Genomic DNA, 23,731 nt, shown 5'->3' on the forward strand with positions numbered 1-23,731 from the left:
AAATAAGAACATTTTCATTGAAAAATTGTTCAAGATTGCATACAATCAATATAGTTTTTAAATTCCTATCAGAATACTTGGAGGATTACAATCATGAAGAAATTATTTTCAGTGCTTGCAGTAACTACATTAGCGATCGGGATTGTAGCCGGCTGCGGTAAAGAAGAGAAAAAAGATACAGCTAGTCAAGATGCGTTACAAAAGATTAAACAAAGCGGTGAACTTGTAATTGGTACAGAAGGTACATATCCACCATTTACGTTCCACGATTCAAGCAATAAATTAACTGGATTTGACGTTGAACTATCGGAAGAAGTTGCAAAACGTTTAGGTGTAAAGCCTGTATTTAAAGAAACACAATGGGATAGCTTACTTGCTGGCCTAGATGCAAAACGTTTCGATATGGTTGCGAACGAAGTTGGTATTCGTGAAGATCGTCAAAAGAAATATGATTTCTCTAAGCCATACGTTTCCTCTTCAGCGGCATTAGTTATTGCAAAAGATAAAGATAAGCCTGCTACATTTGCTGATGTAAAAGGGTTAAAAGGAGCACAATCTTTAACGAGTAACTATGCAGATATCGCTAAGAAAAATGGTGCGGAAATTATTGGTGTAGAAGGATTTAGCCAAGCGGCAGAATTATTAGCTTCAGGACGCGTTGATTTTACAATTAATGATAAGTTATCAGTATTAAATTATTTAGAAACGAAAAAAGATGCAAAAATTAAAATTGTAGATACAGAAAAAGAAGCTTCACAAAGTGGATTCTTATTCCGTAAAGGTAGCGATAAGCTTGTACAAGAAGTAGATAAAGCGTTAGAAGATATGAAAAAAGACGGTACGTATGACAAAATAACGAAAAAATGGTTCGGTGAAAATGTATCTAAGTAGTGCATTGGTTTCAGATCGATTGTCTACTTGGACAGATATTATGCAGTCTTCCTTCATGCCTATGCTGAAGGAAGCTGTTTTTACAACAATTCCATTAACGCTTATTACATTTATTATCGGGATTATACTGGCAACGTTAACAGCGCTCGCACGTATTTCTGGTAGTCGTATTTTACAATGGATTGCTCGTATCTATGTATCTATCATTCGCGGAACGCCACTTCTTGTACAATTATTTATTATTTTCTATGGACTTCCAACTCTTAATATTGAAGTTGAGCCATATACAGCAGCAGTTGTTGGATTTTCATTAAATGTCGGTGCATATGCATCGGAAATTATTCGTGCTTCTATCCTTTCCATTCCGAAAGGGCAGTGGGAAGCAGCTTACACAATTGGGATGACATACCCGCAAGCGTTAAAACGTGTTATTTTACCACAAGCGACGCGTGTATCAATCCCGCCGCTTTCAAATACATTTATTAGCTTAGTGAAGGATACTTCATTAGCATCGTTAATTTTAGTAACAGAAATGTTCCGAAAAGCGCAGGAAATTGCGGCGATGAACTACGAATTTTTAATTGTTTATTTTGAAGCAGGTCTTATTTATTGGGTTATTTGTTTCTTATTATCAATCGTACAACAGATGTTAGAAAAGCGTTCAGAACGCTATACGTTAAAATAATCCTTTTACAAAAGGAGTTTTTGTTTTTATGATTTCAATTCAACATTTACAAAAAAGTTTCGGAGATAATACCGTACTAAAGCATATAGATTTAACAGTTGAGAAGGGCGAGGTTGTTGTTATTATTGGGCCGTCTGGATCTGGTAAAACGACATTCTTGCGTTGTCTCAACGTACTAGAAACACCGGATGCTGGTAATATTAGCATTGGTAATAAAGAGCTTAATTTCGCTCAAAAAGTATCGAAGAAAGATATTGTAAATCTTCGTACACAAACAGGTATGGTCTTCCAGCACCATAACTTATTCCCTCATTTAACAGCACTTCAGAATGTAATGGAAGGGCTCATTACAGTGAAAAAAGTAGGGAAAGAAGAAGCAAAGAAAAAAGCAAACTATTTCCTTGAAAAAGTTGGTTTAGCAGATAAAGTGGATTTATATCCATTCCAATTATCAGGTGGACAACAACAGCGCGTTGGAATTGCGCGTGCGCTTGCGATGGAGCCAGAAGTGTTACTATTTGATGAGCCGACTTCAGCGCTTGATCCTGAACTCGTTCAAGAGGTTTTAAAAGTTATGAAAGAACTTGCTAAAGAAGGCATGACGATGGTTATTGTAACGCACGAAATGCGTTTTGCACATCAAATTGCCAACCGTGTTATTTTCATGGATGGTGGTGTCGTTGTCGAACAAGGTACACCAGAAGATGTATTTACAAATCCAAAAGAAGAACGCACGAAAAAGTTTTTACAAATGTTGCAGTAAATTAAGAAAGGTCTCAGGGTATATGCCCTGAGACCTTTTTGCCATATATATTTATTTTTGGAATCCGCCAAGGCTTTGTTCAGCCATTGCAACTAGACGTTTTGTAATTTCTCCACCAACTGAACCGTTAGCGCGAGCCGTAGAATCTGCTCCTAATTGTACACCAAATTCTTGAGCGATTTCGTACTTCATTTGATCGATTGCAGCTGTTGCACCTGGTACTACTAATTGATTTGAAGAATTTTGGTTTGCCATAGGAATATATCCTCCTTAGAGTTATAAAAATTTTTTTTGGTTGGACTAGCTGGAGTTGAACCAGATTATCGCCCCGGTTGGCGCTAATCCATCGGTAATTAAGTTTGTACTCATAGTATGGATGTTACCTAGAAAGATATACAAAATAATAATTTGTAAATTTTGTCAAAAAAACGTATTGATTTCGTAAATTATGAAATAAGAGTAATCGTTGTATTTTTAAGAAAACAGGCCAAACTAAGGAGGATATTAAATATAATTTTCTCATTGTAGCCTGCTACTTGTAGGCTAATCATTAGCTTCTTATTTATGATTTATTGAAATGAAATCGGTAGCAACTTCATAGTTCTATTTTTAAGTAGGGATGGAGTGAGTGACCGCTCCTATGCATGGGTAGGTGCTCTCTTCAATCTAAAAAAGAGAGGTTTTAAACGATAACGTATGGAGGAATCATGATGGGGATTTGCCCGCTTTGCAACGCATTAGAATCACAAACATATTCTTGTCAAAATTGCCAAAGTATACTCCAAGATTATGGGAAGTCTGTAGATTACATAGACGATTATAGTGCCTATATGGATCAAGAATTATTAAGTGCAGTAGATGGTTTAACGCATAATAATTCAAATGAATATTGCAATCATGTTTTTTATTGCGGAGTATGTAACGTGGAAACTGAGGTTGTAGTGAAACTTGTGTAAATAGAAAACTTCCACCTTATTATCTAGGTGGAAGTTTTTGTTTTTGTATTTGTGAGTGAATCATAGGAGAAGGGATATGTTCGGTGTTTGATGAAGCCCCTGATTTTATTTGAGACATTTTTTCTTTTGTATCACGTAAAGAATGTTCAGTTAAGTAGACGGCATATTCGTAAAATAACTGGCGCGTCAGTTCACTTTGCTCTTTTAATTTTTTATCTTGGAATACAGTTCGCCCGGGTTTAGAGTTGGCTTCAAAGAGCCACGGATTTTCCTTTGTGTCTAAACCGATATCAAAACCGATTTCTCCAATATTTCCGGTTACTTGTTCATCGAGCGCGTAACTTATTTGTAAGGCAGTATGTTTTAATTTATTTTCAATTTGAACTTGTTTCGTTGAATCTGGAAAAAGCTCTTGTAGCAATTTTGTATCACCGCCGCTATTTACGTGCGTTGTTAAACTGCCTTTGCCGGCAATTTTGGCGACGATTGCACTAACTATCCAATTACCGAAATGATTTTTATTTGTATGAATGCGGAAATCAACAGGTTGCCCATCGAAGCGAAGTAACGAAATACCTTGCTGTACGATAAACTTTTTTAAATCATGTCCTTTTAATACGTGGTTTAGAAGAGTTTCTAATGATTGATACTTTCTTAGTTTATTTTCTTCATTTTCGCGATAACGACAGTAGTAGCAATTCTCTGTTTGAGAATAAAATATTTGATGAATATTTCTACCAAAGCTCCCGTGTATTGGTTTCATGTACACAGATTTATACGTGCCAAGAAACCGTTCTACTTGTTCAAAATGCTGAAATGCTTCTGTGTTTGGTAATAAGGGTCTAATTGATTCGTCTTTCATAAGAAGTTGATGAACTTCCCATTTGTTGAAAAAACCTGGGTTAAACCATGGAATGGAGTAGTCTTGTTCTAACTTTCTTTTTGCTCTGACGATTGGTTTATAATTTTCCGCTTGTCGATTCGGTAATCGATCGTAAATGACATTTGGTAAAGGGACCTTTTTCTTTATCCATTGTTTCTCTTGAAAGAAATATCCTTCAATCGTTTCTTCTTCCCAGTTTATATGTTGAACGCCAAAGACGAATACGAACGGTCGTAATGAGAATGGTGGTGTTAACAACTCACTGAGAGCAATTGAACGATTTCCTAAAGGGTTAGAAGAATCATCGTTAAAGCCAGTTGTAAAAATGCCGATTAATGGTCCGAAAATAATTGTTTGGTTTTGTGTGAATGCATGAATAGTAGTGGATTGAGGTAGTAAAAGTTTTTCGGCAATATGTTTTCCGATAATAATTTCGCGAGTAAAGGAATAATGAATTTTCACCTCTTCACTTGCAAGGTGACGTATACCGAAGGAGAGGGATGTAATAGGTGGTGTAATAGAAAAAACGTAAGGTAAAGTAATGCTATTTGGATGTTCATCTGAAATGTTTAATGTATATATATGTTCTTTCAAAATAGGTTTACCTCCTTTCATTATGGTGTAAAGCGACTGAATTTAAGTGGTCCGTGAAATATCTTTTCAGCTAATGAATCACTATGACGAATGTATTGTTCGTAAGAAGGGATCGTGTTGACATACATAAGCCAGATTGCACCTTTTTGATCCATAATTGTGGAAAGTTCTAGTTCAAATAACGAAGAATAAGACTGATCTAGTGTTTGGAATACTTCATTTATAATGTCATGTAAAGCGTCGTGCAATAGTTGCACACCCGTACTAGATAGTACGTATTTAATTTTTGAAAATGAATGCAATGAATCATCGTCCGTTGCTGAGGGTAAAAGTTGATTAGGAAATGAGCTTTTTTGTATAAATTGACCGATAACAGTCCAAGTTTGTTCTTTGTTTTTTTGCAAAATGGTTCGAATGTGGAGTGGATATGTTAATTGATTTGGTGGTTGTAGCATAGTGTGCGCTATGTAACGGGATGAACGTATGTTAGATTTACACCAAGATATAAATTCGTCTGTCCGTTTGATTGTAATAGAAGTATGGTATTTTTCATTTACTGTATCGATATGAAACGTTTTATTTTTGTAAGCAATTCGATATAAGTTATCCTTAGAATGTATATTAGTGGGGCGTATAATAATATCTTTAGTTTTTAACAACAGTTTGAAAATGTTTTGTATCGTTGCAATTTCAAATTTTGGTATATAAGGAGACAGTTTTTTATTAGTGAGAAATAAATCATGTAGTTCACTTAAATTAATAAGTGTGTTATTTAAAAAGGTAGTGGAAGGACGATTGTGCAAAGAGTGAATAATTGATTTTGCTTTTTCAAAGTCTGTTTCCTCGTGAAAAGAATAACGATCATATATATAAGAAGGAATAGGGAATGTTTGCTCTTTCCATTTTCCTGTATCTGTATCGTAAATAAGACCAGAAATAAGGTCTGTTTTAGGATCAATACAAAATGGCGTAAACTGGGCAACGACATTATGATAAAGCCGAGCGCGTTTAGCGATTTCGGTGTAATACGTTTGTTCGTAATGAAATTTAGAAGCTAAAAGACCGAGAACCAACGAAATCACTCCTTTACTACTATTTGCATAATAGGCGAAGCTATATATTGCAAATACGTTTTTATACCATTATACTTTTGTCCGTATGATGATATGCTATAGTTTTGGAGAAGTGAAAGGTTGATTGTAATGAATATATGGTTAAATATGTTAACGACGACAGGACTCGGAGCAATTATTGGGGGATATACGAATCATTTAGCGATAAAAATGTTATTTCGTCCTCATCGTCCTATTTATATCGGAAAGTTTCAAGTTCCATTTACACCAGGGTTAATTCCGAAGCGTCGTGATGAACTTGCTGTTCAATTAGGAAATATGGTTGTAGAACATTTGTTAACACCAGAAGGAATTGGAAAAAAGCTAACAAATGAAGAGTTTCAAAAAGGTTTAATTCACTGGGCGCAAGTGGAAGTGGATAAAGTAATTACGAATGAACAATCACTGCGACATATGTTAGAAAAATGGAATGTAGCGCATGTAGAAGAAGAAGCGACTCGAAAAATCGAACATGTTATTACAGAAAAAATTCATGCATTTTTAGCAGAGTATTATACATATACATGGGAACAGGCTTTACCTCATTCTGTAAATGAAAAAGTAGAGAATGCGATTCCGAATGTCTCGGCGTTTATTTTAGAGCGAGGAATTAGCTTTTTTGAAAGTGAAGAAGGTAAAGCACGTCTTTCAAAAATGATTGATGATTTCTTTGCTTCTCGCGGAACGCTACTTAACTTAGTCGGAATGTTTTTAGGAAATGTAAGTGTAGTGGATCGTGTGCAGCCAGAAGTTATTAAGTTTTTAGGTCAAGATGGTACAAAGCAGCTTTTAACTGACGTACTGCAAAAAGAGTGGGAAAAGTTAAAAGGAAGAGATGTAAAAGAATTAGAAGCATTTGTAGAGAAAGAAATGATTGTAAGCGCCGTGCTGTCAGCAGTTAAAGTAGAGGAAACAGTGAGTAAGTTTTTAAATCAATCTGTTCAGCAAGTATGTGAGCCGGTTCGAGAAACAATTATTGAAAAAGTGGTTCCAAGTGCAGTAAAGAAAGGCTTGAAGTGGGGAACAGAAAACGTAGAGAGTATACTAAATAATCTACACCTTGCGGAAATTGTCCAGCAAGAAGTGTCTACATTTTCAACAGAAAGATTAGAAGACTTAGTTCTGTCTATTACGAAAAACGAATTGAAAATGATTACGTATTTAGGAGCATTATTAGGTGGAATGATCGGACTCGTACAAGGATTGTTACTATTGTTTCTTAGATAATAAGGTGAGTACATAGAAATAAAAGTGAAATTTCTTCACATCTCTTGCATAGTTTGATATGGTAAGAAGAGGTGCGTATGTAAATGCACTGAAAAGGCAGTGCGAGTGAAAAGCGCTAGCCTTCTAAAGGAGGAAAAATAAAATGACAAAGAACATTCATGATGTTGCATATGAATTACAAAAAGCAATCGCTGAAAACGAAGACTTCAAAACTTTAAAAGAGAGCTACGCAGCAGTTCAAGCTGACACAGCTTCAAAGAACTTATTCGATGAGTTCCGTACAATGCAACTTAGCCTACAACAAAAAATGATGCAAGGCCAAGAAATCACTGAAGAAGACAACCAACAAGCACAAGAAGTTGTAGCTCGCATTCAACAAGATGCTAAAATTACAAAATTAATGGAAACTGAGCAACGCCTAAACGTTGTAATCGGTGACGTTAACAAAATTATCATGAAGCCACTTGAAGAATTATATAGCGCGCAACAACAAGCGTAATAGTGGAAGACGCCCCTAGTTTAGGAGCGTCTTTTTTGTTGTAGAAAAAGGCTTATATTTGGAATAAGGGGAACTGTACGTTTTATATTATATATCCGAATAATTCATGTTCGGTAAAGCGTAATCAATTTTTGATGAAATATGAATAAACTTTCATTAGTATTAACTAAGGTTTTTCTTTAAAATTACATATTAGGACAAGGAGGAAGGTGAACTGTGAGGCATTGTATCGAGTTAAATCACTTTAAATATGAAATATCATTAAAAAAGTTGGTACATGTGATGATGGAAAGTGATTTTTTATCAAAATTCTGAGCTAGTAGGAATTTTACTTATAAATGAGTCGGAAATTAGGATAAATACTATTAGTATTACAACTAACAAAGTAGAGATTTATAAAATGAATGATGAATTCTATCTAACAAATGTGAATGATAATGTGAAAGTTATTCTATATTAGAGGATAACTATATTTTTGTGCTTATAACCGTTAAATGAAATGTGTATGCTTTAATTTATGATGACAAAATGTAGAAAATGGAGTTATTGCTGTAGTTAAAAAGGAGTTTTGTACAAAAGTGATTCGAGTATTTAAGTATGAATATCAATTGATTGTAACGTTACTATCGCTTAGTTTATTTAGTTATTTTGCAATCGAAATTATGTTATATCCTAGGGTAGGGATTGAGATAGAGCATCAAGAAAATCATTTGGTGATTAATAATATTGTGAAAAATAGCTGGGCAGCAGAACAAGATCTAGCAGTCGGGGATATTATTGAAAAAATAGATGGGATTCTCCCTGATGATAACTCTAATATTTCATTATATGGTGCTACTGAAAGGGTAAAGAAAATTACAATGAAGAAAGGGGGAACAATAGAAGAATATAAAGTAGAGTATAATCCGTACGATAAGCAATTGGTTTATCATCTTTTTTTACCAACTGTGTTTTATCTAACGTGTTTTTTTGTGGCTACATATATTTTAATACGTGCTCCATACTTGAATGCAGGAACGAAAGATTTAATCTATTTTCTGCATTGTTTAGGAATGAGTTACATTAGTATTATGGCGGGGTTACGAAAAGATTCAATAGCGTATATTGTAGTTGCTATTTCTTTAACGTACTCAGTTGTCTTTTTTATAAAATTTATGGACATGTTTACGAAAAACTTGAAGATAAGGTTTATAACAAAAACAAAATTAATCTACATAAATATAATAGCGTTTATTTTAGTTTGTTTAACCATTTTTATTTATTTAAAATATAATGATTTATCGACGAGTTATATTATATTGTTAAGTTCTGTTTTGTTTTTATTAACAGTATATGTATTGTTTAGATTTTATTTTAAAAGTAGAAAAAGTTATTATTTTAAGTTTATAAGAGTTATTATTATGAGCACAATCATATCAGCCATGCCATTTATATTCTTATTTTTAATTCCTAATTTGATAAATTACAAAGAAATAATAAGTGTCGAGACGACAGCGATCTTTTTTTTATTGGTTCCAATTTGTATTTTTTATATGATTATTGAAGGGAAAATATTTGATTATAATTTTGTTATTCATAGAGTTCAATATTATGCTTTACTGTCGATATGTCTAACGGGTTTCATCGTTATACTAGGGATTTTAATTTTCCACAATACTAGCGATAACATATTAGATGTTATTCGATTTGCTGGTATTTTGTTTGTTTCGTTAATGCTTTCTTGCTTTATAAAGGATTATTTGGATTTTAAATTAAGGAAAAAATTATATCATTCTCAGAAAAATTATCAGTTTAGTTTACATAGATTTTTACATCAGGCAAAAAATGAATATAAGTTTTCAAACTTAATTGTTAGCATAAAGAGAGAAATCAATGATGTATTAAGAATAGAAGAAATATGCTGTATTGAAGTGAGTAAAGGGGATAATTCGCTCCAAATTATTGGGGATGGATATGTTTCTGAAGATGTGCTAAAGCAATTGAATGGATATCAGTTAGAGACATATACTGTTGGTTCCATTATACAATTAAAAGATCATTTTGTGTTTGTTTTGTCCATTTCAGCAAAAACAATGATTATATTGTTATGTAAATCTAATAATAGGAGAGGTTTGAACATTCAAGAAATTGGATGGTTAGAGACATTGTGTAGTTATGCTGATTTATTATTAGAATGCTCATATCAAGTGGAAGAATTAGTGAATCAGTTGCAAACGATAAATGAACCGAAACAGCCTCCAATTTGGCTTTCAAAGTTACTATTTAATTTGTCTGAAAAAGAGCGGACAAATTTGGCGAGTGATATTCATGATGGTGTATTACAAGACCAAATACGCTTGTCTAGGAAATTAGAGGAATATCATAAAGATATTCCAGATGTCGATATGAAAAAAATAATTAACGAAGTATATGAAGATGTCTTAGATCATATTTATGTCATTCGTGAAACATGTAATAACTTACGTCCTCCATTTCTATATGAATTAGGTTTGAAAAAAGCATTATTAGATTTATTTAAACAAGTAAATCTTAAAGCTACATTTTTCTTCTATTATGAAATTCAAGATAATATTATTCTACCTAATGTAGAATATGAACAAGCAATTTATAGAATTATTCAGGAGTTATTAAATAATGCACTAAAGCATTCAAAAGCTTCTAAAGTTACTATTCGATTATATGAGCAAAATGGATATTTGAATTTAACTTATGATGATGATGGGATAGGAATGGGGATAGATTTAGACGAGTTAAATCATTCTTATAGTAGTTTAGGTTTATCCGGGATTGTAGCTAGAATTCATAGTTTAGGTGGAGAAATGTCAATAGATTCAAAGGTGAATAATGGATTAAAGATTAAAGTTAGTATGAAAATTGATTAATTGATTCAATCTTTAGATGTGGAAGGGATGAAAAAATGATTTCTGTTCTTGTTGTAGATGATCACGTTGCAGTTGGCCTAGGGACTAAAGCATTAATTGAAAGATATGATGATATAGAGGCTGATGTTTTCCATGATAGTGAAGAAATAAGAGAAGTTATGCATAATAAACAGTATGATGTATATTTAATAGATTTACAAATGCCAAAAATAAATGGTTTAGAGCTTTCTAAATATATACTTAGTGTGCAACCAGAAGCAGCTATTCTTATTTTTACAGGATTTGATGTGCTTGCACATTATAATTTATTAATAGATAACGGAGTACTTGGTGTATTAAGTAAAACTTCTTCTGAGAAAGAAGTGGTAAACGCAATCCGCCATGCAGTGAAAAAAGAAGTAGTTCTTTCTCATCAACTTGTAAGACAGTTAAGGATAGTAGAAAATGCATCTAATATAAATGTAGAAGGCGAAATGAAAAATATAATTTCTTTAAATGATGAAGAGAAGATGATTCTAGTTGAAGTTGGTAAAGGAAAAACAAATAGAGAGCTTGCCGAAATATTAAACTTAAGTCAAAGATCGGTAGAATATAAATTGACCGACATATTTCATAAGTTACAAGTTTCATCAAGAATGGAAGCAGTACAAAAGGCGAAAGAACTATGGTTTATTCCAACTATAAATTTTTAATGTAGCTCTTTATTAAGTTGCGGTATTCACGCAAGAAAAATGCGTGAATACGAGAGGAATGTTCGGTGATATAAATGGAAGAATATAGTATAGTTACATTAAAGGCAAAATAAACTCGCGAGGACTAACAGCTTAATATATTGCCTTTTATTAGGATGTATAGTCGTATTCAAGTATATACTAATTAATAACAATCAATATAAATAGAATTATTTGAAAGACAGTCAATTATTTTAAGACACGGTAAAAAATTGCTGTAATAAGTTATTAGTATTGCATTGTTAAAAGAGTAATTTAGGGTTGAGTTACTCCAATTGATAAAAATCCTATACTTTGTCAATATAGTGATTTTATCGTCCATTATTTGTTGTTATTTTGCGTTTGTTGTTTTTGCTTGGGCCTCCTTTAAGGAGGCCTTTTTTTATGGGAAACGGATGAAGTGCATCCTTACCCATAATAAAGCTTCTTTAAAATCTCCATATGTTGGTGACTATTTTAAAGAGGAATGTATGATCTAACATGTATTATCACTTACTGAAATACTCAGTTTTAATGTTCTTTTCCTTCAAAAACTCTTCAATTTCTTTTTGCTTCCTACCATTAACTTTCTCAAAGCGCTTTGTAAAAGAGAAATCAGTTTTGAATAAGTTACCATCTTGAGCGAATTTTTCTATTTCCTGATCTAATTCTACTGAAAGTGCTGTAGATGCTGAAATATAATTATGAATTTCCTTCGAAGGCTGTTTGTAATCAGCAGGAATCGTATTGTTACTAATAAAATGATGGAAGTTCGCATCGTTTTGTTGAGCTAAATCTATTAGTTTTTGTAATTTATTCCGGTCGGACTCAGTAACCTTCTCGTCAGACATGGCTGACGAAAGTGGAACGATATTTTCGTCTAACTCTCCGCTATAATTTAAATAACTTTTTATATTTTGTTTCATTTCGTCTTCACTAATAGTTTCGTTTTTCTTTGAGGAACTAAATATATTTTCTGGAACTTTAATAGCAACATCTTTGATAGATTGTACATCATTTTTTTCTTTAGGCTGTACACTGTTTGAACAAGCTGATAGAAATAAAATTGTAAGTAACGTGAGTAGGTATAAAATATACTTTTTCATATTAATCTCCTTTTACATTCATTAGTATCTTTGTAAAATAGCTAAATTCCATTTTAAATACTTAACTAAAAGTGAGTATATATGTTTTATCATTTGATAAGATATGACGGATATTAGTAAGCCGATGCAAAAGGCTATGAATACATTGTAAACATCGGAATAACTGATTTGATGAAACCCTTTAAAGAATCCTAATCCTATTAATAAGATAGGTGAAATAATTAATAACGGAGTGGCAATTATAAGTGCTAGAAGAAGCGGTAATAGAAAGAGTAATAGGAAAAAGGCGATAATGATACATATAAAGTTTAAAACACTTAAGCTCATAACAGAAAACAGTGCTGTCATAATATTTTTTAGGCTGCGCCTATTGTCAGCGTTACTTATTACATATGAAATATTAAGTTCTTTAGCGATAGTTTTAGGGTTTCCTAGCTTTTTAGAAATTTCCTCTTCAGATATTCCATCTTGTTTACCACTAATAAAATGATTTTCGTACTCCGAGATAATATCCTCTTTTTCTAAATTAGGCATATTCCGTAGGGAAGAACTAAGTTGCTCTAAAAATTCATTTTTGTTCATAACAATCACTTTCCTTTATAAAATGATGAATTATGGCTGAAAATCCTATCTTTTTTCTAAACAGCACACTCAATCTATATCTACTTTTTGAAAGGAGATATACTAATTGTGAATAACATTCCAAATAATGGGCATTCCATTATTTACAAATATATCACTTACTATTGTTCTTTGCAAGGTACTGTCAGGTTGTTAATAATATGCATAGAAAGAAGTGTTTTTGTACATTTTTAGAAGAGATATAAAAATGTTATTTTAAGATAAACAAAAGGTTGTAAGCGCATTCTTTAAAACTTGTCAAAATAATGTCAAATTCATATTGTTGGAAAAATAATGCATTTGTAATATAATGATAAAGATACTTCACCAGCTTAATTAACTAGGTGAAATTAAAATCTTTATTACACACATTATGAAACAAAGGGTAACTAACTGTTACGATTTATTTAACCAATTATAACGAAAGTTAATTAAATATATCAGTAAGCCCTGCTAGTCAAGTAATTGGCTAGTAGTGAGGGTTAACTGCGGGCAATCCCTAAAGCTGATTGAACTACAACGTGGCTAGAAATAGCGAGCGTGAATGTCGCGAAAGCAGAAAAAATCAATCAGATGATGCAAGGTTAAATCCTAAACATTAGAACAATGGGTCTTCCGCCTCGAATCATCTAAGTCAAAATGGATAAGATGAACGTTCAACGACTATCTCGTATAACTGACGAGAGTACATCACAAGCCTATGGTGGTGGAAAAATCCTCTATCTCTAAAGAGATAAACATATAGTCTGCGCTCATGTGAAAATATGAGAAGTTCATAAGAGAACTGGCTAAGGAATTGCGCCCTTAGTTGAACGAGATAAATTTAATCAAATCTATCAAACCTCATTGAATCTATCGAACGCATGTGCTATTGTGGGTTCAATGAGGTAAGAATAATAATGAAATTTTCACGAGTTAGTCAAGTATCAGAATTAACAGGTTTGCATCCGAGTAGTCTTACGAGAATGCTGGTGGAACACGCTACTATTCAGAAGAACAAATCTTTCATTAAAGGAGTTACATTCTGATGATATTGGCGAAGAAAGTCAGACTAATTCCAACGCCTGAACAAGAAAAAGTGCTTAGAAACCATGCTGGTGCTGCAAGATTCGCTTATAACTATTGTAAAAGAATGAGTGATAGGTATTATAAGCTATTTGGAAAATTTGTTTCACAGTTAGCTTTACAGAAACGATTTACAAAGATCAAGAAGCGAAAGAGATATGAGTGGTTAAATGACATCAACGCACAAGTTCCCAAACAGGCTTCAAAAGATTTTGATACGGCGAGAAAAAATTCGTTCAAAAAGTACAAAAATGGTTATCACACTTCTTATAAATCCAAAAAAGATTTAATGCAAGGATTTTATGCCAATTATGAAAGACTGATTATAGGAAAGAAAGTCGTTCATATTCAGTCTATTGGAAAAGTGAAAACAAGCCAACAACTACCAAGAAATAAAAAACCATCCAATCCAAGAGTTACCTTTGATGGTCGTCACTGGTGGATGAGTGTAGGGTTCCAAGAAGATTTTGAATCCCAAGAACTAACCAATGAGTCGATTGGTGTGGATGTTGGTTTAAAAGAGCTTTTTGTAGCTTCTAATGGTACGAAAGAACGAAATATAAACAAAGATGCTAAGGTTAAAAAGCTTTTGAGAAGGAAAAAGTCAGCACAAAGAGATATGTCTAGGAGATTTAAAAAAGGTGTAAAAATTCAATCTGCCGGATATGAAAAAGCGAAAGCTGAGCACCTGCGGTTATCTAGGAAAATTACGAATATCCGAAATAACCATATCCATCAAGCAACAGCTAAATTGGTGAAAACCAAACCAATGAGGATTGTTGTGGAAGACTTATCTATCTCAAACCTGTTAAAAAACAAAAAACTATCGAAAGCATTTTCAGTTCAAAAATTAAACTTCTTCTTTCAATGTTTATCATACAAGTGTGAGAAGTATGGCATTGAGTATGTAAAAGCTGATAAATGGTTCGCTTCAAGCAAGATTTGCTCATGTTGCGGCGTAAAATACGACCATTCAGTTCAATCAGAAGGGCAGTGGAGTTTAAAGATTCGTGAATGGTGTTGTGCTTCATGCAATAGCCATCACGATAGGGATGTAAATGCTGCGATAAATTTATCAAGATGGGTAAAATAAATGCTTGATAATAGGAGGTAACGATACTGCCTCGTGTGGAGTGTTATACCCCTCGTCCCTTCGGGGTTGCGAGAACACGATGAAGCACTAACTTTTGTAAATTTAATTGAATTGTATAGATTTAGTTAAGTTTATCGTATCGGATGATTAGTTTTGAGTACAGGTGTAAAAGCAAACGACGTGAAGACAAAAACAAAAGGAGCAGATCTTGTTGTTGATTGTTTAATTAAACAAGGTGTTACACATGTTTTCGGTATTCCAGGAGCAAAGATTGACTCTGTATTTGATGTATTGCAAGAAAGAGGACCAGAGTTAATCGTTTGTCGTCATGAACAAAATGCAGCATTTATGGCAGCTGCTATTGGTAGATTAACAGGGAAACCGGGCGTATGTCTTGTAACTTCAGGACCAGGGACATCAAATTTAGCGACAGGTCTTGTTACTGCGAATGCGGAGAGTGATCCCGTTGTTGCTTTAGCTGGTGCAGTACCGCGTACGGATCGATTAAAACGTACGCATCAATCTATGGATAATGCTGCACTATTCGAACCAATCACAAAATATAGCGTAGAAGTAGAGCATCCTGATAATGTGCCAGAAGCACTTAGTAATGCATTTCGAAGTGCGACTTCCACAAATCCGGGAGCTACTTTAGTAAGTCTTCCGCAAGACGTTATGACTGCGGAAACAACTGTAGAGTCTATCGGTGCGCTTTCTAAGCCACAGCTTGGAATCGCTCCCACAAATGATATTACATACGTAGTAGAAAAAATAAAAGCAGCGAAATTACCAGTTATTTTACTCGGTATGAGAGCAAGCACAAATGAAGTGACGAAAGCTGTTCGTAAATTAATTGCGGATACAGAACTTCCTGTCGTTGAAACATATCAAGCAGCTGGTGCGATTTCACGTGAGTTAGAAGATCATTTCTTCGGCCGCGTTGGATTATTCCGTAACCAACCAGGTGATATTTTACTAGAAGAAGCAGACCTTGTTATTTCTATCGGTTATGATCCAATCGAGTATGATCCAAAGTTCTGGAATAAACTTGGCGACAGAACGATTATTCATCTTGACGACCATCAAGCAGATATCGACCATGATTACCAACCAGAGCGTGAATTAATTGGTGATATTGCCTTAACGGTAAATAGCATCGCGGAGAAATTACCGAAACTTGTATTAAGTACGAAATCAGAAGCGGTATTAGAACGATTACGCGCAAAATTATCAGAACAAGCAGAAGTTCCAAATCGTCCTTCAGAAGGTGTTACGCATCCACTTCAAGTGATTCGTACACTTCGTTCTTTAATTAGTGACGATACAACCGTTACATGTGACATCGGTTCCCATTCTATTTGGATGGCGAGATGTTTCCGTTCTTATGAACCACGTAGATTATTATTTAGTAACGGCATGCAAACGTTAGGTGTTGCACTTCCTTGGGCAATCGCAGCTACTTTAGTAGAACCAGATAAAAAAGTAGTTTCCGTATCAGGTGACGGTGGTTTCTTATTCTCAGCGATGGAGTTAGAAACGGCGGTACGTTTAAATTCTCCAATCGTCCATCTTGTTTGGAGAGACGGCACATATGATATGGTTGCATTCCAACAAATGATGAAATACGGCAGAACATCAGCTACAGAGTTTGGCGATGTTGATCTTGTGAAATATGCGGAAAGTTTCGGGGCGTTAGGTCTTCGTGTTAACACGCCTGATGAATTAGAAGGTGTGTTAAAATCCGCGCTAGCAGCAGATGGTCCTGTCATTATTGATATTCCAATTGACTATCGTGACAACATTAAATTAAGCGAAAAATTATTACCAAACCAATTAAACTAATGGAGGCAGATTTGAGATGACTGTTGCGCAATTAATTGATATTGATGCAAAAAAAACGAAAACGAGTAATGAAGTATATCAAACATCTACAATGCTTGCGCTATTAGATGGTATATATGATGGTGTGATTAGCTTTGAAGATTTGAAAAAACATGGTGATTTTGGCATCGGCACATTTGATCAATTAGATGGTGAAATGATTGCATTTGATAATGAATTTTATCATTTACGTTCAGACGGTTCAGCAGAAAAAGTAGAACCAGAAGAAACAACACCATTTGCGACTGTAACGTTTTTTGAAAAAGAAATGAGTTATACGGTAGAGCATCCGATGAATCGTGAAGAAGTTGAAGCATTATTACATGAATTAATGCCAAGTAAAAACTTATTTTACGGTATTCGAATGGACGGTACGTTCCGTGAAGTAAGAACGAGAACTGTTCCAAGACAAGAAAAACCGTATACACCGCTCGTTGAAGTGACGAAATCACAACCAATCTTTTCATTTGAAAATACAGAAGGTACGCTTGCTGGATTTTGGACACCAGATTATGCGCAAGGTATTGGTGTAGCTGGATTCCACTTACATTATATTGATGATGAAAGAAGCGGGGGTGGACATGTTTTCGACTATGTTATAGAAAACTGTACGATCCAAATTTGTCAAAAAGCTCATATGCATTTAGCACTTCCAGAAACAGCTGATTTTATGGCGGCTGAATTATCAAGAGAAAACTTAGAGGATAATATTGCAACTGCGGAAGGTGCAGAGTAAAAGGGAAAGACTGTTCCATTTTGGAACAGTCTTCTTTTATTCGTAATGTTATTATTTGTCGATAAATCGATATTTCTTGTCGAACCGTTGATATATTGTAAGTTATGATAGATATATTTGAAAAATCGTTGATATTGATTATTTCTTTGAAACAAACGGATGTCCCTCATAATAAAAACGCCACGGATAATGTACAGCTTCTTCTGCATAGTCGATATTAATACGAGGTCCTGCTGCTATTTTATATTGTGATGATATGTGTTCATCTTTTGGGACGAGTTCAATATGTAATGTGTCACTTTGTAATGATAAGCCTCGTTCTTCTAAAGTAATTCCGAGTGCACGGCATAGTTTGCCAGGACCGCTTGTTAAGTTTTTATATTGCGCTTTTGTAATGTCTGTTTTGTTGTAGCGCGCTAGTTTTATTTCTTCAATACCGTCTACTGGCTCAAGGGCTCGAATGAGAACACCTTGCGGGGTGCCCACTGGCGCCGTAATAACGTTAAAACAATGGTACATACCGTAAATTAAATATACGTAAGCATGCCCTGGTGCGCCAAACATAACTTCTGTGCGATCTGTCCGTCTGCCGCCGTAACTATGTGCGGCCTTATCATCTGGGCCTTTATATGCTTCTACTTCTACAATGATTCCGCTTCGCTTTATTCCGTCTACAATATGAACAAGTTTTTGCCCGAGTAATTTTTTTGCGACTTCTAACGTATCGCCTTCATAAAAAGAAGGAGGTGCCTGCATTGTACTATCTCCTTTGCTAAGTGTATATGTATATAGTAAACCAAATTTTCAGTAGTAATTCTAACTCGTTCTATTTATCGGGTGTATTTCATAAATTATGGATAGAGTACAACAGCGAAGAGGGGGAGTGCGACATGATTTATCGCTTACTAGCTCTTAATATAGATGGGACACTACTATACAACAATGGAAAAATTGCAAAAGGATTAAGAGAAACAATTGAATTTGTGAAAAGAAAAGATGTATACGTTACGTTATTTACGAGCCGTAATTTTCAATCCGCTCATAAAGTAGCAAAGGCGTTAAAATTAGATTCTATATTAGTGACACATGGTGGTGCTTTCGTTTCAGCAACGTTAGATAAGCCGTACGTTCAAAGAAGATTATCTGAAGAGAAGACTTTTAACATTGTGCAAGTGTTAGAGCACTTTGATTGTAACGTACGTATTTCTCATGAACGGTTTTCGATAGGAAATCGTGAGAGAAATACACCAAACTTAATTGCGCGCACTGTATTATCAAGCGCAGATCCGTTATTTTATCCAGTTCAATTTGTAGATTCGTTAGGTGACGCGCTTCGTGACCATCCGGTAGCGGCGCCAAAAATTGATGTTCTTTTCCAAAGTAAAGGTGAAAAAGAACGCGGGCTAAATACATTAAGAAAAGCATTCCAAGACGTAGAGTATGTTGAATGTGATTCAAAACGAATAGAAATCTTGCCGCAAAATGTATCAAAGTTACGCGGATTACAATTGCTTGGAGAGCATTTAAATATTTCGCTAAATGAAATGGTTGCGATTGGAGATAGTATGGAAGATTTAGAGGTTATTGAAAACGTGGGACTTGGTGTAGCGATGGGGAACGCGCCTGTAGAGTTAAAGCAAGCAGCAGATTGGATTACACGTTCAAATAGTGAGAACGGTGTAGAGTACATGATTAAAGAGCATTTCCGTAAGCAATTCCCGCTTCCGTTTTTGAAGAATCATAAAAATACACCGAAACGATGAAAGAAAAACGTAGCTTTTTGGCTACGTTTTTTTGTTGAGCTTATTAAAAGGAATGAAAACGTTTTTAAATGTTAATTGTGTATAAAATCCATACAATTCACTTGAATCCTTTAGAAAACTAATGTAAAGTGAATGATGTTGCCAAAACAGTTACACCACATGAAATATTCTTCAGATTAATTTTATTGGGCTCCCATACGTAAAAGTATTTCCGCATGACAGTTTAGTTCACGTATTATTTCAAAAATGAATTGTAGTAATTTTATTAAGTAGTTGTAACGTTCCTTTGTTTTATTTAAATGGATTATTTTAAGTTAATGTGAGTAAGACCTGGTACATATGAAATGTGCTTCTTTTTGTGATTTTAGGAAGTTTAAAAGGGGGAATGAAATTCTTGAGGAAATCATTTAATCAAAAAATTAAAAAGTTAAGTAGTAGTTTAATAGTTGTATTACTAATATGTATGAATTTTTTAATCCATTTACCATTTAAAGCAGAGGCAGCTACAACAGAATTAAAAGGTTTAGGTGATGTATCTTATTACAACGCCATCATTTTTGGAGATCATAGTGCAACGAGTGCAGATATTGAAGGTGCGATGGCTGTTCAGAAAAATATGAACGCATCAAGTTATACAGTCGTAGCGGCTGCAACTGGAGCAAATAACTTAGCTGGAGCAACTTGGGTAGATGAAGGATATCCATCATTATTACTAGGCGGTCAATTTACGAAAGCGGGAGCAGGACAGGTAATTATTCAAGATGGAACAGTGGCGATGACAAAAGACGGTGACCCAGATGGCGCAATGAAAACGTCATATGACCGTATCTCTTATAAAGAGCAAGCGGAGATTGATGCTAAGTTTAAAGAATTTAGAAAAGACGTTGATGGTGTAATTGGGGATGCAAGTAAACTACACACTGATAAGCCAAAACCTAATATGAGCTTTGGAATCGGTGAAGATGTAAACAACCCTAATATTTATGTCTCTTCAGGCCAGACGGGAAAGAAAGCATTTGATGTAAAAGACGTTTTTCTTCCGAATGTAGAGAATAAAGACTTTATTGTTATTTATTCAGATGCAGAAGAAGTGAGCTTTGGTGGCGGTGCAATTTTGTATGATACAAGAAATACTGGGATGGCGACGGATTTAATTAATACATCTCAAGCATACGACCCTAATTCATCTTTTACTGAGTTAGCTAGTAAGGTAATTTGGGTATTTCCTAATGCTACAAAGATAACAACTAAAGGTTATGGTGTAGTAGGTAGTGTGTTTGCACCTAATGCAGTTGTAGAAACAAAAGGTGGTTCTATTAATGGACAAGCCTATGTTGGAGGATTACACCAAAGAGATGGTTTTGAGGTTCATAACTTTAAATTTAACTGGCCAAAGTGGAATAAACCAGCAGCCGAAAAAGGACATTTACAAATTAAAAAAGTTGATGAAAATGATAAAAACATTGTTTTAAAAGACGCAAAATTTGATGTTATAGACAAAGATAATAACGTTGTGGCTACTGTTACAACAAACGAAAAGGGTATTGCGGAAGTTAAAGATTTACCACTTGGTGACTATTTTGTAAAAGAAATAAGTGCACCAGAAGGATATATAAAAGTTGATACACCAGTCAAAGTAACAATTGATAATACAAACGTAATTGAACTTGTTATGAAGAATACGAAAAAAGTAGAGAATGGCCAATTTAAATTATTGAAAAAAGATAGTGAATCTGGTCAACTTCTACCAGGTGCAAAATTTGATGTTATCGATAAAGATGGGAAAGTTGTGGAAACAATTGTTACAGATGATAAAGGTGAAGCCTTATCGAAACAACTTCCAGTTGGAAGCTATACATTAAAAGAAGTAGAAGCACCGAAAGGATATGAATTATCATCTAGTTCAGTTTCTGTTGATGTAGAGGCTAATAAAGTAGTGACTGTAGATGTAGTGAATAAAAAGATCCCCGAAAAAGTAACAGGTCAATTTGAAATTGTGAAAGTAGATGCGGAAGATAAAACGAAAGTATTATCAGACGCAGAATTCGAAGTGTATAAGGATGGTAAAAAAGTAGATACGTTACGAACAGATAAAACAGGTAAAGTAATTTCTCAGAAATTAGAACCAGGAACATACAAATTAAAAGAAACGAAAGCACCACAAGGATATAAGTTGTTAAAAGAAGAAATTGAAGTCGTTGTGGAAGCGGACAAAGTAGTAGAAGTACAAGTAGAAAATGCAAAAGAACTAGGAAGCTTACAAGTAATCAAAAAGGATGCGGAGAGTGGAAAAGTTCTAGCAGGTGCAGAATTTAAACTGAAAAATGAAGCTGGTCAAGTAGTTGGAGAAGCGAAAACAACGAATAAAGACGGTGTTGTGAAATTCGAAAACTTAGTGCCAGGAAAGTACACGTTAGAGGAAACGAAAGCGCCAGAAGGTTATAAAGCGCTAGAAGTGACAGTAGAAGTGAACATTGTAGCGAACGAAGTAGTAAAACAAGAAGTTACGAATGAAAAAGTAACGGGTCAATTTGAAATCGTGAAAGTAGATGCGAATGATAAAACGAAATTGTTATCAGGTGCAGAATTCGAAGTGTATAAAGGTGGTAAGAAGGTAGCGGAACTGAAAACAGATGAGAGTGGAAAAGTGATGTCACCAAAATTACCGTTAGGTGAATACACAGTGAAAGAAACGAAAGCACCAGCGGGCTACAAGCTTTCAAATAAAGAATGGAAAGTAACAATTCAAAACGAGAAAGAAGTAGTAAAAGTAGAGGCAGAAAACGAAATAATCTTAGGTTCTCTACAAATTATTAAAATGGATGATAAAGATCAAACGAAACGCTTAGCAGGCGCAGAATTTACATTGAAAGATGCGAGAGGAAATGTTGTAAAAGAAGGAATTACAACAGATAAGTCTGGAACGGTTAAAGTAGACGGACTTGTGCCAGGTGAATATACGTTAGAAGAAACAAAAGCACCAGAAGGTTATGAGTTAACAAAACAAATAATTCATGTAACAGTTGACGGTGAAAAAGTTATTGATGTAAAAGTAACGAACGGTAAGAGCCTTGGGCAATTCGAAATCGTAAAAGTAGATGCTCAAGATAAAACGAAAGTATTATCAGATGCAGAATTCGAAGTGTATAAGGATGGTAAAAAAGTAGATACGTTACGAACAGATAAAACTGGTAAAGTAATTTCTCAGAAATTAGAGCCAGGAAAGTACAAATTAAAAGAAACGAAAGCACCACAAGGATATAAGTTGTTAAAAGAAGAAATTGAAGTCGTTGTGGAAGCAGACAAAGTAGTAGAAGTACAAATAGAAAACGCAAAAGAACTAGGAAGCTTACAAGTAATCAAAAAGGATGCAGAGAGTGGAAAAGTTCTAGCAGGTGCGGAATTCAGATTGAAAAACGAAAGTGGTCAAGTAGTTGGAGAAGCAAAAACAACGAATAAAGACGGCGTTGTGAAATTCGAGAGCTTAGTGCCAGGAAAGTATACGTTAGAAGAAACGAAAGCACCAGAAGGTTATAAAGCGTTAGAAGTAAGAGTAGAAGTAAATGTTGTAGCAAATGAAGTAGTAAAACAAGAAGTTATGAATGAAAAAGTGAAAGAAGAAATTACAGGTCAATTAGAAATTACAAAGGTAGATGCTAATAATACAAATAAAACATTAGCAGGCGCAGTGTTTGAAATTTGGAAAGACGGAATAAAAATCGACACATTAACAACAAATAAGAGCGGTAAAGCGACTTCTAAGAAGTTAGAACCAGGAGATTACACTTTAAAAGAAATCCAAGCGCCAGAAGGATATACTTTATCCGATAAGGAAATGAAATTTACGATTTCTAATGAAAAAATTGAAGTTGTAAAGCTTCAAATTACAAATAAAAAAGATACAGATAAAGATCCGGAAAAACCAGGTGAAGGAACAGAGAAGCCTGATGAAGGAACAGAAAAACCAGGTGAAGGAACAGAAAAACCAGGTGAAGGAACAGAAAAACCAGGTGAAGGAACAGAAAAACCAGGTGAAGGAACAGAAAAACCAGGTGAAGGAACAGAAAAGCCAGGTGAGGGAGTAGAAAAACCTAATTTACCAGAAAAAGGACAAGGTTCTTCTAATAATCAACAACTTCCAGCTACAGGACACAATACGAATTACGTTCCATTCATCGGTTTTATGCTTCTGCTACTAGGAATACGTTTAAGATTCATGGCTAAAAATAGTTAAAAGATGTATAAAAGGCATCAGAGATATATA

General features: G+C 34.4%; 20 protein-coding genes. 14 read left to right on the forward strand and 6 right to left on the reverse strand.

The window, feature by feature from the left end; all coding sequences use genetic code 11:
* Positions 1-93: 93 nt before the first annotated feature.
* Genes ACS2FK_RS05330 through ACS2FK_RS05340 form a run of 3 tightly spaced genes read left to right on the forward strand, consistent with a single transcriptional unit; the run spans position 94 to position 2,339 of the window.
* Positions 94-891: an amino acid ABC transporter substrate-binding protein gene (locus ACS2FK_RS05330; protein ID WP_000732858.1), complete on the forward strand. Its 798-nt coding sequence runs from the start codon at positions 94-96 to the stop codon at positions 889-891.
* Positions 878-1,576, forward strand: coding sequence for an amino acid ABC transporter permease (locus ACS2FK_RS05335; protein WP_000281502.1), 699 nt, complete (start codon positions 878-880; stop codon positions 1,574-1,576). The genes ACS2FK_RS05330 and ACS2FK_RS05335 overlap by 14 nt, the downstream gene beginning before the upstream one ends.
* A 28-nt stretch (positions 1,577-1,604) precedes the next feature.
* Positions 1,605-2,339: an amino acid ABC transporter ATP-binding protein gene (locus tag ACS2FK_RS05340; RefSeq protein ID WP_000623598.1), complete on the forward strand. Its 735-nt coding sequence runs from the start codon at positions 1,605-1,607 to the stop codon at positions 2,337-2,339.
* Between the two features lie 51 nt (positions 2,340-2,390).
* Here the strand turns inward: ACS2FK_RS05340 and sasP are convergent, their stop codons facing one another.
* The gene (sasP, locus tag ACS2FK_RS05345) at positions 2,391-2,594 is read right to left on the reverse strand and encodes a small acid-soluble spore protein, SasP family (protein ID WP_000013339.1); all 204 of its coding nucleotides are present in this window, start codon (positions 2,592-2,594) and stop codon (positions 2,391-2,393) included.
* 455 nt (positions 2,595-3,049) lie between these two features.
* Between sasP and ACS2FK_RS05350 the strand changes: the two genes are divergently transcribed.
* Complete coding sequence (locus ACS2FK_RS05350; protein WP_000510477.1) at positions 3,050-3,295, forward strand: hypothetical protein; 246 nt, start codon at positions 3,050-3,052, stop codon at positions 3,293-3,295.
* Between the two features lie 19 nt (positions 3,296-3,314).
* Here the strand turns inward: ACS2FK_RS05350 and ACS2FK_RS05355 are convergent, their stop codons facing one another.
* Positions 3,315-4,772: a YheC/YheD family endospore coat-associated protein gene (locus ACS2FK_RS05355; protein WP_000658108.1), complete on the reverse strand. Its 1,458-nt coding sequence runs from the start codon at positions 4,770-4,772 to the stop codon at positions 3,315-3,317.
* 20 nt (positions 4,773-4,792) lie between these two features.
* Entirely contained in the window at positions 4,793-5,845 is a 1,053-nt protein-coding gene (locus ACS2FK_RS05360; protein ID WP_063546557.1) for a YheC/YheD family endospore coat-associated protein, read from the reverse strand.
* Between the two features lie 129 nt (positions 5,846-5,974).
* Between ACS2FK_RS05360 and ACS2FK_RS05365 the strand changes: the two genes are divergently transcribed.
* The 4 genes from ACS2FK_RS05365 to ACS2FK_RS05380 all read left to right on the forward strand — a co-directional run bounded on the left by ACS2FK_RS05365 (position 5,975) and on the right by ACS2FK_RS05380 (position 11,184).
* Complete coding sequence (locus ACS2FK_RS05365; protein WP_063549258.1) at positions 5,975-7,111, forward strand: DUF445 domain-containing protein; 1,137 nt, start codon at positions 5,975-5,977, stop codon at positions 7,109-7,111.
* Between the two features lie 142 nt (positions 7,112-7,253).
* On the forward strand, positions 7,254-7,610 hold the full coding sequence (locus ACS2FK_RS05370) for a YlbF/YmcA family competence regulator (protein WP_000164614.1): 357 nt from the start codon (positions 7,254-7,256) through the stop codon (positions 7,608-7,610).
* A 578-nt stretch (positions 7,611-8,188) separates the two neighbouring features.
* Positions 8,189-10,492, forward strand: coding sequence for an ATP-binding protein (locus ACS2FK_RS05375; RefSeq protein ID WP_063546559.1), 2,304 nt, complete (start codon positions 8,189-8,191; stop codon positions 10,490-10,492).
* 35 nt (positions 10,493-10,527) lie between these two features.
* Positions 10,528-11,184: a response regulator transcription factor gene (locus tag ACS2FK_RS05380; protein ID WP_000626498.1), complete on the forward strand. Its 657-nt coding sequence runs from the start codon at positions 10,528-10,530 to the stop codon at positions 11,182-11,184.
* A 527-nt stretch (positions 11,185-11,711) separates the two neighbouring features.
* On the opposite strand, the gene ACS2FK_RS05385 is transcribed toward ACS2FK_RS05380, so the two are convergent.
* Both ACS2FK_RS05385 and ACS2FK_RS05390 read right to left on the reverse strand, forming a co-directional pair.
* Entirely contained in the window at positions 11,712-12,308 is a 597-nt protein-coding gene (locus tag ACS2FK_RS05385) for an NDxxF motif lipoprotein (protein ID WP_063546561.1), read from the reverse strand.
* A gap of 21 nt (positions 12,309-12,329) precedes the next feature.
* A complete protein-coding gene (locus ACS2FK_RS05390; RefSeq protein WP_063546563.1) occupies positions 12,330-12,890 on the reverse strand; it encodes an HAAS signaling domain-containing protein in 561 nt (186 codons plus the stop codon).
* 938 nt (positions 12,891-13,828) lie between these two features.
* On the opposite strand from ACS2FK_RS05390, the gene ACS2FK_RS05395 reads away from it, so the two are divergent.
* The 4 genes from ACS2FK_RS05395 to alsD all read left to right on the forward strand — a co-directional run bounded on the left by ACS2FK_RS05395 (position 13,829) and on the right by alsD (position 17,704).
* Positions 13,829-13,957, forward strand: coding sequence for a hypothetical protein (locus ACS2FK_RS05395; protein ID WP_000672787.1), 129 nt, complete (start codon positions 13,829-13,831; stop codon positions 13,955-13,957).
* Positions 13,957-15,087: an RNA-guided endonuclease InsQ/TnpB family protein gene (locus ACS2FK_RS05400; protein ID WP_063546565.1), complete on the forward strand. Its 1,131-nt coding sequence runs from the start codon at positions 13,957-13,959 to the stop codon at positions 15,085-15,087. Before ACS2FK_RS05395 ends, ACS2FK_RS05400 begins: the two co-directional genes overlap by 1 nt.
* Positions 15,088-15,240: 153 nt before the next feature.
* Positions 15,241-16,929, forward strand: coding sequence for an acetolactate synthase AlsS (gene alsS, locus ACS2FK_RS05405; RefSeq protein ID WP_063546567.1), 1,689 nt, complete (start codon positions 15,241-15,243; stop codon positions 16,927-16,929).
* A gap of 16 nt (positions 16,930-16,945) precedes the next feature.
* The gene (gene alsD, locus ACS2FK_RS05410) at positions 16,946-17,704 is read left to right on the forward strand and encodes an alpha-acetolactate decarboxylase (RefSeq protein WP_000215018.1); all 759 of its coding nucleotides are present in this window, start codon (positions 16,946-16,948) and stop codon (positions 17,702-17,704) included.
* 138 nt (positions 17,705-17,842) lie between these two features.
* On the opposite strand, the gene ACS2FK_RS05415 is transcribed toward alsD, so the two are convergent.
* A complete protein-coding gene (locus tag ACS2FK_RS05415) occupies positions 17,843-18,460 on the reverse strand; it encodes a DNA-3-methyladenine glycosylase (RefSeq protein WP_063546569.1) in 618 nt (205 codons plus the stop codon).
* A gap of 134 nt (positions 18,461-18,594) precedes the next feature.
* Here ACS2FK_RS05415 and ACS2FK_RS05420 point away from each other — a divergent pair, with 134 nt between their 5' ends.
* Positions 18,595-19,467, forward strand: a complete 873-nt coding sequence (locus tag ACS2FK_RS05420) for a Cof-type HAD-IIB family hydrolase (protein ID WP_000640419.1) — start codon at positions 18,595-18,597, stop codon at positions 19,465-19,467.
* A gap of 394 nt (positions 19,468-19,861) precedes the next feature.
* Positions 19,862-23,701: a SpaA isopeptide-forming pilin-related protein gene (locus tag ACS2FK_RS05425; protein ID WP_438899336.1), complete on the forward strand. Its 3,840-nt coding sequence runs from the start codon at positions 19,862-19,864 to the stop codon at positions 23,699-23,701.
* Positions 23,702-23,731 lie beyond the last annotated feature (30 nt).

This window comes from Bacillus cereus group sp. BceL220 (assembly GCF_051776965.1).
GTDB lineage: Bacteria > Bacillota > Bacilli > Bacillales > Bacillaceae_G > Bacillus_A > Bacillus_A cereus.